General features: G+C 64.6%; 15 protein-coding genes. 5 read left to right on the forward strand and 10 right to left on the reverse strand.

Translation table 11 applies throughout. From position 1 onward, the window contains the following. Nucleotides 1-28: 28 nt before the first annotated feature. The 6 genes from ACYVNQ_RS11020 to ACYVNQ_RS11045 form a co-directional block, all read right to left on the reverse strand. Nucleotides 29-3109, reverse strand: a complete 3081-nt coding sequence (locus tag ACYVNQ_RS11020) for a YadA-like family protein (protein WP_460902511.1) — start codon at nucleotides 3107-3109, stop codon at nucleotides 29-31. 540 nt (nucleotides 3110-3649) lie between these two features. Continuing rightward, nucleotides 3650-3880 carry a hypothetical protein gene (locus ACYVNQ_RS11025; protein WP_460902512.1) on the reverse strand — a complete coding sequence of 77 codons (231 nt, stop codon included), beginning with the start codon at nucleotides 3878-3880 and terminating at the stop codon, nucleotides 3650-3652. Nucleotides 3881-4006: 126 nt separating this feature from the next. Further along, nucleotides 4007-4459, reverse strand: coding sequence for a hypothetical protein (locus ACYVNQ_RS11030; protein WP_460902513.1), 453 nt, complete (start codon nucleotides 4457-4459; stop codon nucleotides 4007-4009). A 153-nt stretch (nucleotides 4460-4612) separates the two neighbouring features. After that, nucleotides 4613-5380: an amino acid ABC transporter ATP-binding protein gene (locus ACYVNQ_RS11035; RefSeq protein ID WP_460902514.1), complete on the reverse strand. Its 768-nt coding sequence runs from the start codon at nucleotides 5378-5380 to the stop codon at nucleotides 4613-4615. After that, a complete protein-coding gene (locus ACYVNQ_RS11040; RefSeq protein ID WP_460902515.1) occupies nucleotides 5380-6057 on the reverse strand; it encodes an amino acid ABC transporter permease in 678 nt (225 codons plus the stop codon). Before ACYVNQ_RS11040 ends, ACYVNQ_RS11035 begins: the two co-directional genes overlap by 1 nt. Nucleotides 6058-6130: 73 nt before the next feature. Further along, nucleotides 6131-6910, reverse strand: coding sequence for an amino acid ABC transporter substrate-binding protein (locus ACYVNQ_RS11045; RefSeq protein ID WP_460902516.1), 780 nt, complete (start codon nucleotides 6908-6910; stop codon nucleotides 6131-6133). Nucleotides 6911-7186: 276 nt separating this feature from the next. On the opposite strand from ACYVNQ_RS11045, the gene ACYVNQ_RS11050 reads away from it, so the two are divergent. Beyond that, nucleotides 7187-8044 (forward strand): alpha/beta fold hydrolase, encoded by an 858-nt coding sequence (locus ACYVNQ_RS11050; protein ID WP_460902696.1) that lies wholly within the window; start codon nucleotides 7187-7189, stop codon nucleotides 8042-8044. A gap of 87 nt (nucleotides 8045-8131) precedes the next feature. On the opposite strand, the gene ACYVNQ_RS11055 is transcribed toward ACYVNQ_RS11050, so the two are convergent. The 4 genes from ACYVNQ_RS11055 to ACYVNQ_RS11070 form a co-directional block, all read right to left on the reverse strand. Then, entirely contained in the window at nucleotides 8132-8755 is a 624-nt protein-coding gene (locus ACYVNQ_RS11055; protein ID WP_460902517.1) for a class I SAM-dependent methyltransferase, read from the reverse strand. A gap of 175 nt (nucleotides 8756-8930) precedes the next feature. Beyond that, entirely contained in the window at nucleotides 8931-9251 is a 321-nt protein-coding gene (locus ACYVNQ_RS11060; protein WP_460902518.1) for a HigA family addiction module antitoxin, read from the reverse strand. A 60-nt stretch (nucleotides 9252-9311) separates the two neighbouring features. Then, the gene (locus ACYVNQ_RS11065; RefSeq protein ID WP_460902519.1) at nucleotides 9312-9590 is read right to left on the reverse strand and encodes a type II toxin-antitoxin system RelE/ParE family toxin; all 279 of its coding nucleotides are present in this window, start codon (nucleotides 9588-9590) and stop codon (nucleotides 9312-9314) included. A 751-nt stretch (nucleotides 9591-10341) separates the two neighbouring features. Next, complete coding sequence (locus ACYVNQ_RS11070; RefSeq protein ID WP_460902520.1) at nucleotides 10342-11046, reverse strand: glutathione S-transferase N-terminal domain-containing protein; 705 nt, start codon at nucleotides 11044-11046, stop codon at nucleotides 10342-10344. A 385-nt stretch (nucleotides 11047-11431) separates the two neighbouring features. On the opposite strand from ACYVNQ_RS11070, the gene ACYVNQ_RS11075 reads away from it, so the two are divergent. From ACYVNQ_RS11075 to ACYVNQ_RS11090, 4 genes are read left to right on the forward strand one after another with little or no spacing between them, the layout of a single operon-like run. Then, the gene (locus tag ACYVNQ_RS11075) at nucleotides 11432-13786 is read left to right on the forward strand and encodes a TonB-dependent receptor (protein ID WP_460902521.1); all 2355 of its coding nucleotides are present in this window, start codon (nucleotides 11432-11434) and stop codon (nucleotides 13784-13786) included. Nucleotides 13787-13818: 32 nt separating this feature from the next. After that, nucleotides 13819-14442: a MotA/TolQ/ExbB proton channel family protein gene (locus ACYVNQ_RS11080; RefSeq protein WP_460902522.1), complete on the forward strand. Its 624-nt coding sequence runs from the start codon at nucleotides 13819-13821 to the stop codon at nucleotides 14440-14442. After that, entirely contained in the window at nucleotides 14439-14843 is a 405-nt protein-coding gene (locus ACYVNQ_RS11085; protein WP_460902523.1) for an ExbD/TolR family protein, read from the forward strand. The genes ACYVNQ_RS11080 and ACYVNQ_RS11085 overlap by 4 nt, the downstream gene beginning before the upstream one ends. Further along, complete coding sequence (locus ACYVNQ_RS11090; RefSeq protein WP_460902524.1) at nucleotides 14833-15657, forward strand: energy transducer TonB; 825 nt, start codon at nucleotides 14833-14835, stop codon at nucleotides 15655-15657. The genes ACYVNQ_RS11085 and ACYVNQ_RS11090 overlap by 11 nt, the downstream gene beginning before the upstream one ends. Nucleotides 15658-15801: the final 144 nt, after the last annotated feature.

The raw sequence follows: 15801 nt of genomic DNA on the forward strand, positions 1-15801 counted from the left end.
TGCCGGGCGGTGTCTGGCGCGGGTACGCCTAGTCGCCGATCACAATGCCGACGCCCGCGCGGACGATCGTGCTGTTGCCCCCCGACGACGCGACACCCGCATTGAAGTTCAGCGTGCCCTTGTCGTTCCAGCGCGACACGCCGATACCGAGCGCGGCCTGACCACGATAAGCGGCGATGCCCGCGTTGAGCGTCGTGCGGCCCGGCAGATAAGGCGTGACGATTTGCAGCGCGGAAGCGGACGCGATGCCCTTGCGGGTGTTGCGATCGAGGTCGTGCAGCGCCTGGCTGGACTGGTTGAACGCGGCGTTCAACTGGTCGAGGTTGACGGCATCGGTGCCGCGTGTGCCGGGCGCGACGTTCGTGATCTGCCGTTCGTTGCCGGCGCTGCCCACCGACACCGTGTTGGCGCGATCGGCGAGCGACCCCGCGCCCAACGCGACCGCCCCTTCTGCGCTGGCGTTGCTGCCCCAGCCGAGCGCGACGGCGCGTTCACCGTTCGCTAGCGCATTGCTGCCAAGCGCGGTCGCCGTATTGCCGTTGGCCACCGCGTTCGCACCGACCGCCAGCGCTTCGTCGCCGTTGGCCGCCGCATTGGCGCCGAGCGCCGCCGCATGCGTGCCGGTGGCGCGCGCGGCCTCGCTGTCCCCGCTGCCATTGAGCGCGACGAACGGGTTCGAGGCGCGCGGCAGTGTGTGGTTGATCGCGTCGCTCAGTGCATCGTTCAACTGGCCGAGATTGACGGCGTCGGAGTCGAGCACGCCGCTTGCGACATTGTGGATCTGCGTGCCCCCTGCCGCCGCGCCTTTGCCTAGCGTGATGCTGGAGTAGTCCGTCTGGCCGTTCGCGTTGTCGTAGGTCACGGCACTGCTCAGGTTGCCGTTGCCGTCGATCAGGCCTGCATCCTTCAATTGCCGCACGTTGACTGCATCGGTATCCGCCGTGCCCGCCGCGACGTTCGTGATCTGCCGCTCGTAGCCGGCAGCGCCGACCGACACCGAATTGGCCCGATCCGCCACCGCGCCCGCACCGAGCGCGACCGAGTTGAGCGCGCTCGCACGTGCGTTACCGCCGATCGCAATCGCCTCGCTGCCGGTCGCCGAAGCGTCGGCGAGCAGCGAATTTGCACGGAAGTAGCGCAGATCCGCGGTGGTGTTCGCGATGTTGTTGACGACGTTGGTCAGGTTGTCGATGTCGAGCGTATTGGTCGTGACGCGACCGTCGAGGTTAGTGAGTGCGTCGCCGACCGTGCGGTAGGTGTTGCCGTCGATCGCGTAAGACGGTTGCGTGATCGTGCCATCTGCGTTGACGGATGCGCCACCGCCGAGGCCCGCCGCAATGCCCTTCAGTTGCGCGATGTTGACTGCATCAGTATCGAATGAGCCTGCGGCGACGTTCACGAGTTGCCGCTCGTTGCCGGCTGTGCCGATCGACACCGTATTCGCCCGATCCGCCACCGCGTTTGCACCGAGCGCGACCGCGCTGGCCGCACTCGCCTGCGCATTGCCGCCGATCGCAATCGCTTCGCTACCCGAAGCCGATGCATCGGCAAGCTGCGAGTTCACACGGACGAAGCGCAATTCAGCGGTCGTGTTCGTGATGTCGTTCACGACGTTCGTCAGGCTGTCGATGTCGGTCGTATTGGTCGTCACTCGGCCGTCGAGATTGCTCAGTGCGTCGCCGACAGTGTGGTAGATGTTGCCGTCAATAGCGTACGCAGGCAGCGTGATCGTGCCATCTGCGTTGACGGATGCGCCGCCGCCGAGGCCCGCCGCAATGCCCTTCAGTTGCGCGATGTTGACTGCATCGGTATCGAATGCACCGGCGGCGACGTTCACGAGTTGCCGCTCGTTGCCGGCCGCGCCGACCGATACCGTATTCGCCCGATCCGCCACCGCGTTTGCACCGAGCGCGACGGCATTCGCCGCGCCAGCTTGCGCGTTGCCGCCGATTGCGATCGCCTCGCTCGCGGCAGCCGATGCATCCGCAAGCAGCGAATTCACGCGCAGGTAGCGCAGTTCAGCCGTCGTATTCGTGATGTTATTCACGACGTTGGTCAGGCTGCCAATGTCGCCCGAATTGCTCGTCACGCGGCCGTCGAGATTGGTCAGCGCATCGCCGACGTTACGGTAGCTGTTGCCGCCGATCGCATAAGTCGGGAGCGTGACCGAACCGTCTGCGTTGACCGCCGCGCCACTACCGAAGCCCGCCGCCACGCCTCTTAGCTGCGCGACGTTGACCGCGTCGGTATCCAGCGTGCCGGCCGCGAGATTGATGATCTGCCGTCGCAGCGTCGTATTGCCCACCGACACCGCATTGCTGCGATTGGCCACCGAGCTTGCGCCGATCGCGACACCGCCGGAAGCACTGACGAGCGAGCCAGCCCCCAGCGCGAGCGAGTTGGGCGCATTCGGATCCGTCACCGCGTACATGCCGATCGCCACCGACTTGTTGCCGGCCGCTTCCGAATAGGTGCCGATTGCCAGCGAATCCGCCCCGTCGACCGACGCCATGTAGCCGATCGACACACCATTGTCCGCGTCGTAGCCCGACGTCGCGCCCATGCCGACTGCGGTCACCCGCATCCCCAGCGCAGCGGCGCCTGTGCCGACCGCCGTCGAGTAACTGCGCGCGGCGAACGTGCCCGAGCCGACCGCGATCGCATTGACACCGGTCGCCGCCGACGTGGGTCCGATCGCCATCGCGTTCAGATCGTTCGACGTGCGCGTCGTCGCGCCGGCCGTCACGTTGGTGCTCACCGCAATGTAGTCGGTGACCGGCGCTGCAGCCAGCAAACGCAACGTAGAAAGCGACACGAGCTGTCCGGCGGCGACAGGCTGCGCCTGCTGCTGGATGACGGGCGCGCTCGCCGATTCGGGCGCAATGTATTCCACCGTCGCGGGGACGCCCTCATTGGCGACGGCCGTGGCGTAGTCAGCGGTTGCCGGCTCCGCCGCGCACACGCCGCCGGCAAACGATGCGGCGCCCACCGCGAATGCCGCCAGACGCGCCTTTCCCACCCGGAGCCGCATCCGCGCGGCGCTCCGCTCTACCGCTACGATCGACGTGTACCTGTCGCGCTTGCGCGTGACGTATTTTCTTTTCTTCATCTGACACCCTGCACCATGAGAAAACCAATCGACTCGACCCAACCTGCCTTACGTCATCTCGCTGGATACCCAATCCACTCCACACGATATGGATGACGAATTAATTCCCGTGAACGCTCACGTCATATATTTCCTCGCTATGCGCATGGTTCTTCGCACGATCGCCGATGCAGGCACGCTGCCGATGCATCCGCGTTGTCTTACATCGTTTGGCTATATCGACGACAGCAAGATCCTACGAAGATCAGGCGCTATGCGATACAAGAAAACTCTCAAAAGTAACGAGCGCATGCAAACGGACGCACCTCGCCGCTGCGATCTCCGATGATTCGATATCCGTAGTGAGTTACGTCGTGCTCCGCCGTACGGGAGCATGCATGCGCGGACGCGCGCGCATACGTCGATACTGGAAGCGTGGTGGAATGGGCCGCGCGCATCCGCCGTCCGGCAGCACGTGCCGGCGCGAATCCGGGCGAGGTGAATCGGTGAAACCAGGCGCGACACGAGGACGCGTCGCGTGCCTGCTGCCGGCACCTGCGGCTACGCGGCGCCGCCTGCCAGCACCTTCTCGTATGCCATCGAACGCGCCGCCTCTTCGGCTTGCTGCTCGGTATCGAATGCACAGCCCGAGACATGAACCCGATGCCATTCGGGCTCGTCGCCAGCGTTGCGGAAAATCCGGAAGCGGGCTGTAAAGCCGCGTGGTTTGGCGGGAACGACGTCGATGTCGACCGACGCTCCTTCGATCTGATGCCTGATATAGCCGTCCATGGTGCCTCCTGCGACGTTACCCGCAAATCGTAGCACTACAGCCATGCTGCGTAGCTCAAGCAACGCCCATACCCGGCTTGGCGGGTCAGCACCAACGGCAAGGAAAACGCGGACAGTGCGCCCGTGTTACTCGGACGCCTCGTTCGGATGAGCGGCCGGAGGATTGGCGAGCCGCTCGGGCGCGAGCCAATGGACTGACGCGAGCCCGGCGGTATTGAAGGTGCACTCGAGCGCCGCCGGCTTGATGATCCGCTTCGGCCGGCCGGCGGAGAACTTGTCGACGAGCGGCCCGAACAGCCCGACCGTCGGCGGAGGTGGCGGCGCCTTCGCGGCGATCTGCGCCTCGGCGGGCGTCATCTGATGCGACAGCGTGCCTTCGACGACCACGCGGCTGCCGTCGATACCAGCGCCTGTGTGGGTGATTCTCAACGTCTCCGCAGCCGCGTCGCGACTGGCTGCTTCACGCATCTGCTGTTCGCACGCACTGGAATTCCGGTACGTCGATGCGACGGTACAGCCTGCGCACAGCACGGCGGCGGCAACAGCGGCAGATGCGAGAGTGAGAGCGCGCAGGGTCATGGATGTTCCGGTTTTGGGCTGTCGGCAATTGTAGCCTGGCGGCTCGCCGAACGCGCCCCGCGCGGGCCACCGCGCAGCGACTGCGCGGCGCAGCAGCGCCGCCGCGACACATGCTGCGGGCAAGGCCGCGACAGCGTCAGAGACAGCCGTCGCCTAGTTGGCCCACACGTCCGGCAGGCTTTGGGTGAGCGTCGACACGAAGTTCGCGGTTTCCTGCTCGCGCGGCCGCGTGAAAATCTCGCGCGACGGGCCGGATTCGACCACCACGCCGTTGCTGAGAAACAGCACATTGCGCGCAATCGATGCGGCCAGACGCAGATCGTGGGTGGCCATCAGCATCGTCATGCCTTCTTTGGCCAACTGGCGCAGCACCTCCACCACTTCGGCCGCGAGGCCCGGGTCGAGCGCCGAGGTCGGCTCGTCGCACAACAAGACTTCCGGCGACGGCGCAAGCGCCCGCGCAATCGCTACCCGCTGCTGCTGGCCGCCCGACAGCGTGACCGGCCATGCATCGGCCTTGTGCGCGATGCCGACCTTCTCCAGCAGTTCGAGCGCCCGCACCCGGGCGCGCGCCTTGTCCCACTTCTGCACGGTGATGAGCCCTTCCATTACGTTTTCGACCACGGTGCGGTGCGGAAACAGCTGGAAGTTCTGGAACACCATGCCGGTGCGGCGGCGAATCGCCAGCACGGTATCGCGCGCCGGCTTGCTGTCGCGGCTGAATTCGGCGCGCAGGTCGCCCAGTTCGAGCGTGCCCGCCTCGGGAATTTCGAGCAGGTTCACACAGCGCAGCAGCGTGCTCTTGCCGCTGCCCGACGGGCCGATCAACGCTGTCACGTTGCCCGGCTCGAGCGCGAGGTCGACCGCGCTCAGCACGCGATGGCTGCCGAAGTACTTGTCGATTTTCTCGAGGCGAATCATCAGCTGCCCGACTGGAAAAGCGCATGCCGCCCGAACTTGCGTTCGAGCCGTACCTGCGCGGAAGACAGCACCGAGCTGAACATCAGATAGATCAGTGCGGCTTCGGTATAGAGGATCAGCGGCTCGTAGGTGACCGACGCGATCCGCTGCGCGGCCTGGAAGATTTCCGGCACGGTCAGCACCGCCGCCAGCGACGTGTCCTTGACGAGCGAAATGAACGAATTCGACAGCGGCGGCAACGCGACGCGCGCGGCCTGCGGCAGGATCGCGCGGCGCAGTGCCTGGCCGCGCGTCATGCCCATCGAAAACGCGGCTTCCCACTGCCCTTTCGGGATCGACTCGATCACGCCGCGGATCACTTCGGAGTTGTACGCGCCGACATTCAGCGAGAAACCGATGATCGCAGCCGTCAACGGATCGAGCACGATGCCGACGTTCGGCAAGCCGTAGAAAATCACGAACAGTTGCACCAGCAGCGGCGAGCCGCGGATCAGCCAGACGTAAAAGCGGACGATCGCCACCAGCCACCTGGGCCCGAACAGCCGCACCAGCGCGACGATGAAGGCCAGCGCCAGGCCCAACGCGAAGGACACGAGTGTCAGCGGCACCGTGAACAGCAGCCCCGCATAAAGGAGGGGCCACAGCGATTGCGCCATCAGATGCAGCCAGGCTGGCATAGTCGGATCTGCTTTATTCGTCTGGTTCGTCAGGTGAGCGGCGCGAGCCGCTCAGGTACGGCACATTCGCCGCTTACTTCGACACGTCCTTGCCGAAGTACTGGTTGGCGATCTTCGCATACGTGCCGTCCGCCTTCATGTCGGCCAGCGCCTTGTTGATCGCAGCCTGCAGATCAGGGTTGCCCTTGCGGATCAGCACCGCCGACTTGTCGCTTTGATCCGAATTGTCGATGGCGGCAATCTTCACCTTCGCGTCGGGCTTATGCTTCTTGAAGTCGAGGAACGACAGCGAGTCGTTCACCGTCGCGTCGACGCGGCCCGACGTCAGCAGGTCGATCGATTCGTTGAAGCCCTGCACCGGCACGACGTCCGCCCCGTGTGCAGCCGCCAGCTTGCCGAAGTTGCTGGTCAGCGTATTGGCCGACTTCTTGCCCTTCAGATCGTCGAACGACTTGATCGCGTTGTTGTCCGAACGCACGATCAGCGCCGCATGCGACACGATGTACGGATCCGAGAAATCGTATTTGACCTTGCGTGCGTCGGTAATCGCGACTTCGTTGATCACCGCGTCGTAGCGGTTCACGTCGAGGCCGGCGATCAGGCCGTCCCACTTGCCTTCGACAAACTCCGCCTTGACGCCCAGGCGCTTCGCGATCTCGCGGGCGATATCGACGTCGAAGCCGGTCAGTTGCCCGGACGCATCGTGAAACGAGAACGGCGCGTACGTGCCTTCCGTGCCGACCTTGAACGCGCCGGCAGACTTGATCTGTGCGAGGCCGTCCGCGGCGAAGGCTGCCGTTGCGGTGGCGATTTGCAGCAGGCCGATCAGCAGCAGGGATCGAATGGACTTCATGAGTGTTGACTCCGTACGTAGTTTGTTCTTTCACCGCAGGGCGATGCTCTGCGCATCGAGCGTGCTGCAGAGTGCGCGGACTGTAGCAAACGGCCCTTGTTTCGGCAACGCATTTTGCGCTTTATGCATATGCGAAGGCGGAATAAAGTAGCCCGAAGACGTTGATTTTACAATGCGCAGCGATACTGAACAGACGTCGGCCGGCAGCGGCCTGTGCCGGCTGCCGCAGCATCGTCCGGAAATGGGCAGCGCATGCTGCTGATCGCGATCGAAGACATGTCGAATTCCACTATGCCTGCCCTGCCCGCCGATGGTCCACAACATGCCGGCGCGTTCGCTACGCTTCCCGCCAGCCTGCGGCGTGGCGAACTGGTCATCGAGTACCGCTGGATCAATTCCGACCTGCAGCGCGCGCCGATTGTCGTATTTCTGCATGAGGGGCTCGGCTCGGTCGCGGCATGGAAAGACTGGCCGCAAGCGCTATGCGACCGGCTCGGCATGCGCGGACTCGTCTATTCGCGGCCTGGCTATGGCCGCTCGACGCCAAGGCCGCACGACGTCAAACTGCCGCGCGATTTCATGGCGACGCAGGCATGCGACGTGTTACCGGCGCTGCTCGACACACTGCACGTCGACGCGGCACAGCGCGAGACCATGTGGCTGGTCGGCCACAGCGACGGTGGCTCGATTGCACTGCTTTATGCCGCTTCGTTTCCGGCCGCGCTGGCCGGCGCGGTGGTCATCGCGCCACACGTGTTCGTCGAAGACGTATCGATTGCCGGCATCACCGAAGCGAGGCGCGCGTATCAGCGCGGCGGCCTGCGCGCACGCCTCGCCCGCTACCACGCCGACGTGGACTCCGCTTTTTACGGCTGGAACGATATCTGGCTCGATGCAGGCTTCAGGTCGTGGAGCATCGTCGACAATTTACGGACGATACGATGCCCGCTACTTGCGGTGCAGGGCCGCGACGATCACTACGGCACGATGTCGCAAATCGGGCGGATCGCCGACATGGTGCCGCACACGCGACTCGTCGAGCTGCAGAATTGCGGACATTCGCCGCATCGCGACGCGCCGCAGGCGCTCAACGACGCGATCGCGGCGTTCGTACTGCCGGCGCGAGGAGCGTGACCTCGATGTATGACGGCGTGCGGAATTGCACACGTCGGGCCGCACGTGGACCTACAGGTCAAACCACATGAAGCGCCGTTGCGCAGGTCACGTGCGCCGCAGCGCGATATCGCAAAACATGCTGTGCTGAAGGGCGAAGGCGCACACCTGCCAGCCGCCCGCCACCACCAGTTCGTTCACGGCCTGCACGACGCCATACCCTTCGAGCGAAAAGACGTCGATGATCGTGTAATCGTTGAACACGATCAGCCCATCGCGCTTCAGCTTGCGCGCCGACATTTGCGCATCGCGTTTGACGTTCTCGTAGTCGTGCCCCGCGTCGATATAGATGAAATCGAAGGTCTGATCGCCGAATTCGCCGAGTAGTTCGGCGCTCAAACCGACCCGCGCCTCGACACCGGCGCCGTGCTGCGCAAAGCGTGCGCGGAAGTGCTCAAGCTGCGTGCGGTGGCCGAACAGTTCGCTCGAAGGCCGCCCCCAGATGAACTCGTTCTTATGCATGTCGAACGTATCCAGCGCGTAGAACCGGGACGGGTGCAAGGTGTCGATAATAAATTGCGAGAAGTCGCCCGCCGCGACGCCGACCTCGGTTACCACGCCACCCCGCGGCGCGAGCGCCTCGACCATCGCGTAGCGGTCCGCAAAAAGACGCGCACCGGCCGCGATATGCTGCTGGGTCAAGCCCGGGAATTGCGTATGGGTGTACGGCATCTCGAACTCCGTGGGTTTGCTCTGGCCTCGACCCGTTGATTCAGGCGGCCTTGAAAGCCCGCCTGATCGGTATTTTCGAACGTTGTTCGCAAGCGATTGGTTTCGCGGTGAAAGCAGCGCACTTAACGATCGAAACCAACCCAACCAGGCCGATCGAGACCTGGCGTTAGCAACATCACGCCATTGCCGGCTCGGTGTCGGGAATGCGCGCCGGCTTGATCTTTTTGGGCGCGTGCTTGCGCGCCTGCCACAAGTCGTAGTCGAGCTGCAAGGCAAGCCACAAATCGGCGCCGCCGCCGCGCTCGACGCCCAGCCACGCCTCGATACGCAACGCCATTTCCGGCGTGACCCCGGCGCGCTCGTTCAGCACGCGCGACAGCATCACCCGCGACACGCCGAGCTGGCTCGCCGCCTCGGTCACGCTGAGCTGCAGCGCGGGCAGCACGTCTTCACGCAGGATCGACCCCGGATGCGGAGGATTGAACATCTTGGCCATCGCTACACCTCAAAAAGTAACCGCTACACCGCCGCTGACCGGCGCCCTATAAACATGCAGCTAGTGGTAATCCTCATAGTCGACGAGCACGACATCGCCGTCGTCGAATTCGAATGTGAGCCGCCAGTTGCCGTTGACCTGCACCGACCAGCAGTTCTTGCGCCGGCCCGTGAGCTCATGCAGCCCCCATCCGGGCTGGTTCATGTGCGCCGGAAACCGAGCCCGGTTCAACACCGCCAACTGACGGCTAAGCCGCGCCGCATGCGAAGCCTGGATACCACTCTTGCTGCCTGTGAGGAAGAACTGCTCCACCCCTTTGTGCCTGAAGGATTTGATCATCTTTCACCGGTTGGCTACCGCGCCTGCTACACGGCGTAGTTTCCATCCCGCACAGCCGCTACTATAGACTGTAAACTCTCGCTTTACAACAGTACGGAATCGCGCAGGACCGATCCGTGCCGCGCCGTCCACCATCGCACAGTGCCCGAGAGCATCCGCATGAGACAAATCAGCGAATGCCCGGCACTGGCGCGCGGTGTCTTGCTGCGCAGTCGTGCATCGCGCCCACATGGCTCGATGCGCGGCAACGGCGCAGCAGCACGCGGTTCTCGCGATAAGTACGGGTACCTAATCGACACGATCCGAAACGATCTTCACTTACCGGTGTTGATCGTTCGGACTGCGTGTGTATCTTCCGGTGAAGCAGATCGTGAGGCAATATGCCGTTCGACCTATGCGCGAGGCAACCAGGCGGTAATCGGGCGGCAGCCGGCAGTCAGCCACAGCAAGAACTGAAAGCGCGCGCGGGCTGTATCCGCCACGCACGCACGTAGCACGTACAACGCGGGCGTACCGAAGCACGCCCCAGTTATCCCCACAATTTGTTGAAAAGGCTGTGGATATCCTGCGCACAGCATGCCCAACCCGTTGATGCACCTCGGGTTCACCCCGATGCCTGCGCGCTGTCGCCGGCGCGCAGGCAACCTCGGTGTTATCAACAGATCTCGTGGACAAGCTTGTGGATAACCCCTCCGCAAGCGCGCCAAGCCCTTGATACGACAGCTCAAACGCACATTGCCACGGGTAACGCTCAGACTCGCTGAGGAATATTGAGTCCGCGCGCGACAGCCGGGCGCGCGACGAACGCGTCAAGCGCGCGCGTCACCTGCGTGAAGTCCTGGATGCCCACCAGTTCACCCGCTTCGTAGAAGCCCGTCAGGTTACGGACCCACGGAAACGTGGCGATATCGGCAATCGTGTAGGTGTCGCCCATGATCCAGTCGCGCCCGGCAAGACGCTCGTCCAGCACGCCCAGCAGGCGCCGCGCCTCGGCGACGTAACGGTCGCGCGGCCGCTTGTCTTCATAGTCCTTGCCCCCGAACTTGTTGAAGAACCCGACCTGCCCGAACATCGGCCCGATGCCGCCCATCTGGAACATCAGCCACTGGATCGTCTCGTAACGTGCCGCCGGATCCTGCGGCAACAACTGCCCGCTCTTGTCGGCCAGATAGAGCAGGATCGCGCCGGATTCGAACAGCGCGAGCGGCCGCCCATTCGGGCCGTGCGGATCGATCATCGCGGGAATCTTGCCGTTCGGATTCAGCGAGCGAAATTCGGTCGAGGTCTGGTCGTTCGCATCGAAGCGCACCAGATGCGGCTCGTACGGCAAGCCGGTCTCCTCCAGCATGATCGAAACCTTGACGCCGTTGGGCGTCGGCAGCGAGTACAGCTGGATTCGTTCGGCGTGTTGCGCAGGCCATTTGCGCGTGATTGGAAAAGCGGAAAGGTCGGCCATCGGAAGTCCCCTTGTGAAATTTTCGACTGCATCGTTGCGCAAAGCCGCCGCGCGCGCTGGCTAGGCGCGCACGGCATGCGCCGTCACCGCGCATCGGCAAGCGCCGGGCGCCTGCGAATCGTCGCACAGATTGCAAATGCCGATGGCTATCCACGGGGATCAATCACGCACGCGGCTTTCGTTCGCGGACCGCAAGCCGCGGAAAGCGCAAATGCAAAGAATTATCGCAACATCAAATGTTATGTTATATCATTTGCCGCGCCGCGCATCGACGACGACCGCCTCGCTACACGCCGACGTCGCGCGGCACGCACGCCGCAGCGTGCCCGCGCCGGGTACCACGCGGGCCTGACAGAAGACCAACAATCGAACTCACCTTTCCGGTATGAAACCTCGCACACCTTTCGCGCAAGCCGCCCTTCTGCTGTTTGCAACTTTTGCAGGCAGTCAGCTGACGTGGGCAGCCGATTCGGCCGGCGCACTCAGCGGCTCGGTCCAGGACGCGCACGGCAAGCCTGTCGCGCACGCAGACGTGAATCTGACCAGCGCCAGCGGCAGCAACGCAGGCCACACGACCACCGATGCCACGGGCCACTTCGAACTCGATCACGTCGCACCGGGCACGTATGCGGTCAGCGCCAGCGCGGCCGGTTTCGCCGGCACCACGCAGATGGCCGATACCGGCACCGGCCCCACCGCACCGCTCGCGCTCACGATGAAGCAGGACGACACGCTCGACGTCAACGTGAACGCGAAGCGTCTCGATCAGGCGCGCAACGGCCTGCTGCCCGAGACCGGCAGCAGCGTCTACCGGATCACCAGCGAGGACATCCACAACATGCCGCAGGGCGAGAACACGCCGCTCAACCAGGTGCTGCTGCAGGCGCCGGGCGTGGCGAACGACTCGTTCGGCCAGGTACACGTGCGCGGCGATCACGCCGACCTGCAGTACCGCATCAACGGCATTCAGATTCCCGAGCCGATCAGCGGCTTCGGCCAGTCGTTCGACTCGCGCATCATCGACCAGGTGAATCTGCTGACCGGCGCGCTGCCCGCGCAGTACGGCGACCGCACGGCGGGCGTCGTCGACATCCGCACCAAAACCGGCGATAACGGCGACGGCGGCGCGATCGACGTATTCGGCGGCAGCCACCAGACGCTGCGCACCAGCGCCGACGTGTACGGCAGCAAGGGCGACTTCAGCTACTACTTCAGCGGTTCGCTGGGCGAGAACAACCTCGGCATCGAAGCGCCGACCGCCAGCCCGTCGCCGATTCACGATCACACGCGCCAGGGCGACGCGTTCGGCTACATGTCGTACCTGATCAATCCGCTGACTCGCGTCAGCGTGATGTTCGGCACCGCGGCCAACCAGTTCGAAATTCCGAATACGCCGGGCCTGACGCCGTCGTTCACGCTGGCCGGCACGCCGACCTTCAACTCGGCGAACCTCAACGAGACGCAATCGGAGCTGAACAACTACGCGGTAGTCGCGCTGCAGGGCACCAACGGCGCCGCGTTCGACTATCAGGTCGCGTTCTTCACGCGCTATACGCGGACCCAGTTTAATCCGGATACCACCGGCGACCTGCTGTTCAACGGCGTCGCGTCGAACGATTTCCACAACGACACGGCGAACGGCATCCAGGCCGATACGACGTGGCGCCTGAACAGCAAGCACACGTTGCGCGGCGGCATCCAGCTGCAGCAGGAACATGCGCAGTTCAGCGATACGGTGTCGGTGTTCCCGACCGACGCGGATGGCAACCAGAGCTCCGACATCCCGCAGACGCTGCAGGATTCGAGCAGCAAGACCGGCTATCTGTACAGCGCATATCTGCAGGACGAGTGGAAGATCACCAGCAAGCTGACACTGAACTACGGTCTGCGCTACGACGGCATGGACGAATTCGTCAGCGCGCACCAGTTGAGCCCGCGGATCGGCGCGGTCTACCAGCTGACGCCCGCCACCACGGTACACGCTGGCTATGCGCGCTATTTCACGCCGCCGTCGTTCGAGCTGGTGTCGAGCGGCACGCTGGGCCGCTTCGCCGGCACCACCAACGCACCCGAAGTCACGCAGAACGACCCGGTGCAGCCGGAGCGCGACGACTACTACGACATCGGCGTCACGCAACGCCTCGGCTCGGACATCACGGTCGGCCTCGATGCGTACTACAAGAAGGCGCACAACCTGCTCGACGAAGGCCAGTTCGGCACCGCGCTGATCTTCGCGCCGTTCAACTACCAGTACGGCCGCGTGTACGGTGTCGAATTCACCGCGAACTACAAGCACGAGAATGTCTCCGCGTACCTGAACGTCGCGTTCAGCCGCGCGCAGGGCAAGAATATCGATTCGGCGCAGTTCAACTTCGGCGCCGACGAGCTGGCCTTCATCAGCAATCACTTCGTGTTCCTCGATCACGACCAGCGCGTCACCGCGTCGTTCGGCGGCGCGTACACGTGGCATACGCTGACCTTCACCGCTGACGGCACCGTCGGTAGCGGCCTGCGCGCGGGCTTCGCGAATACCGACAAGCTGCCGCTCTACGCGCAGGTCAATCTCGGCGTGATCGAACATATCAAGGCACCGATGGTCGGCAAGGTCGATGTGCGCGCTTCGGTGATCAACACCTTCGGCCGCGTGTATGAAATCCGCGATGGCTCCGGCATCGGCGTCGGCGCGCCGCAGTTCGGGCCGTATCGCGCGTTCTATGCGGGCGTGACGAAGTACTTCTAAAGCAGTTCGCGCTCTTTAACGAAGGTCGTTCAATGCAACAAGACTGGCTCAATATCGTCGAAGCGGCGCGCGTCGCGGGGTGGATCGTCTATCCGCTGACCCTGCTCGCGCTCGCCGCGCTGTTCATCATTCTCGACCGGCTGATCGTGTTCGCACGCTGCGCGGCGCTGCCGGACGGCGTGCAACCGGACGGCGAACTCGCCGCGCGGGTCGCCGTGCTGCCGCGGCAACACGCGCTGCGCCGGCTGATGATGCCGCTCATCGAGCACGATACGAAGCCCGTATGGTGGATCGAGGAGCAGGCGAGCGCGCTCGCGCTCGATGTGCAGCGCGATATGTCGCGCGGCTTGTGGGTGCTGGAGACGATCGTGACGGCCGCGCCGCTGGTCGGGCTGCTCGGCACGATCGTCGGCATGATGCACGCGTTCCAGCTGATCGGCGGCAACGGGCTGGTGAATCCGACCGGCGTCACCGGCGGTGTCGCGCAAGCGCTGGTGGCGACTGCGCTGGGCCTCGTGATCGCGCTGGTTGCGTTGTTCGCCTTCAACTATTTTTCGCGACGTATCGAGCGGCTTGTCGAAGAGCTCGAATCGTTTGCCGGCAGGTGGCTCGCGCAGGTGCGGCTCGCCCGCGAACCGGGGATGCCGACGCGATGAAGCTGCGCCGTTCACGCACGGCCCGCCGCGGGCGCATCGAGATCATTCCGATGATCGACGTGATGTTTTTTCTGCTGGCGACCTTCATGCTGACGTCGCTGTCGATGCAGCGGCTCGACGCGGTGCAGGTGAATCTGCCGCAAGGCCGCGCGCAGACGCTCGCACCTCAGCGGCAGCCGCTGACGCTGGCCGTCACGCGCGATGGCCGCATCGAGATCGACCAGCAGCCGGTGACGCTCGACCAGGTGGCAACGACGATCCGGCGACGCGTCGGGCCGGACGGCAACGTGATCATCGCCGCCGACGCAGCAGCCGGCAACGGCGTGGTCGTGCAGGCAATGCTGCGCGCGCGCGAAGGCGGTGCCGAGCATTTTCTGGTGGCTGTGCAGCGTGACCGATGACGTGAAGCGGGCAGGCGCGCTGCTGGATGTGCGCGGCGTGCGCGTCGCGCTGTGCGCGGCGGGCGCGGTGGCGATCTGGTGCGTGTTTGCCGTGTGTTTCGTGCACGGATTGTGGCGGCAAGAGCGGCCGGCGCCGGTACGCAAGCCGGTGGCGTTCGATGTGAAGCTGGTGCTGTTGCAGCCACCGCCGCCTGCGCCCGCGCCTGCACCGGCGGCTACGGCCGCGAAGGCGGCGCCTGCTGCGGAACCGCGGGCGCGGAATGCGCAAAGTTCACGTGCGATGCCGCCTGTCGCACGTCCCGCGCAGCGAAGCGTCAGCGCTGCCGTCAAGTCCGCGGCTGCCACCACTGCGCCGCCGCCTGACGTGGCGCACCGCGATGACACGGTTCCCGCAGCGCCAGCCGCGCTCACCCAGTCGGCGCCAACTTCAACGCAGCCTGCTGCGCAAACGCCATCTGCCAATAGCCCGCCCAGCCCGGCAACCGCGGATCAAGCCAACGCAGCACACGCTGCGTCCGGCGCCGCCGGCTCGCCCGCCTCGGGCGGCAACGGCGTGGCGCACGCCATCATCCAGCCGCTGCCGTCGCTACCGGACGACTTGCGCTCCGACGCATTCCAGGCCGTTGCGACTGCGCGCTTTACGATCCACCGTGACGGCTCGGTCGATGTCGAGCTGATCAAACCGACGCACAACCCGCGGCTCAATCAGCTGCTGCTGGATGCGTTGCAGAAATGGCGCTTCTTTCCGGCGATGAAAAACGGCACTGCGGTCGAAAGCAGCCAGGACATTCGCGTGCACTTCAACGTCGATTGACACGGCTGGTTGTTACGCCGCGAGTGGTTGCCGCGCGCGCGAGCGGCTTGCCAAACAGGCCGCGAATTTCCGCGAGGCGGGCGGCATGACGGATGAAGCATGAGGCACAACTCGTGCAGCGTGCGGCCCGGGCGGCAGGCGGCC

Source organism: Paraburkholderia jirisanensis (genome assembly GCF_054782355.1).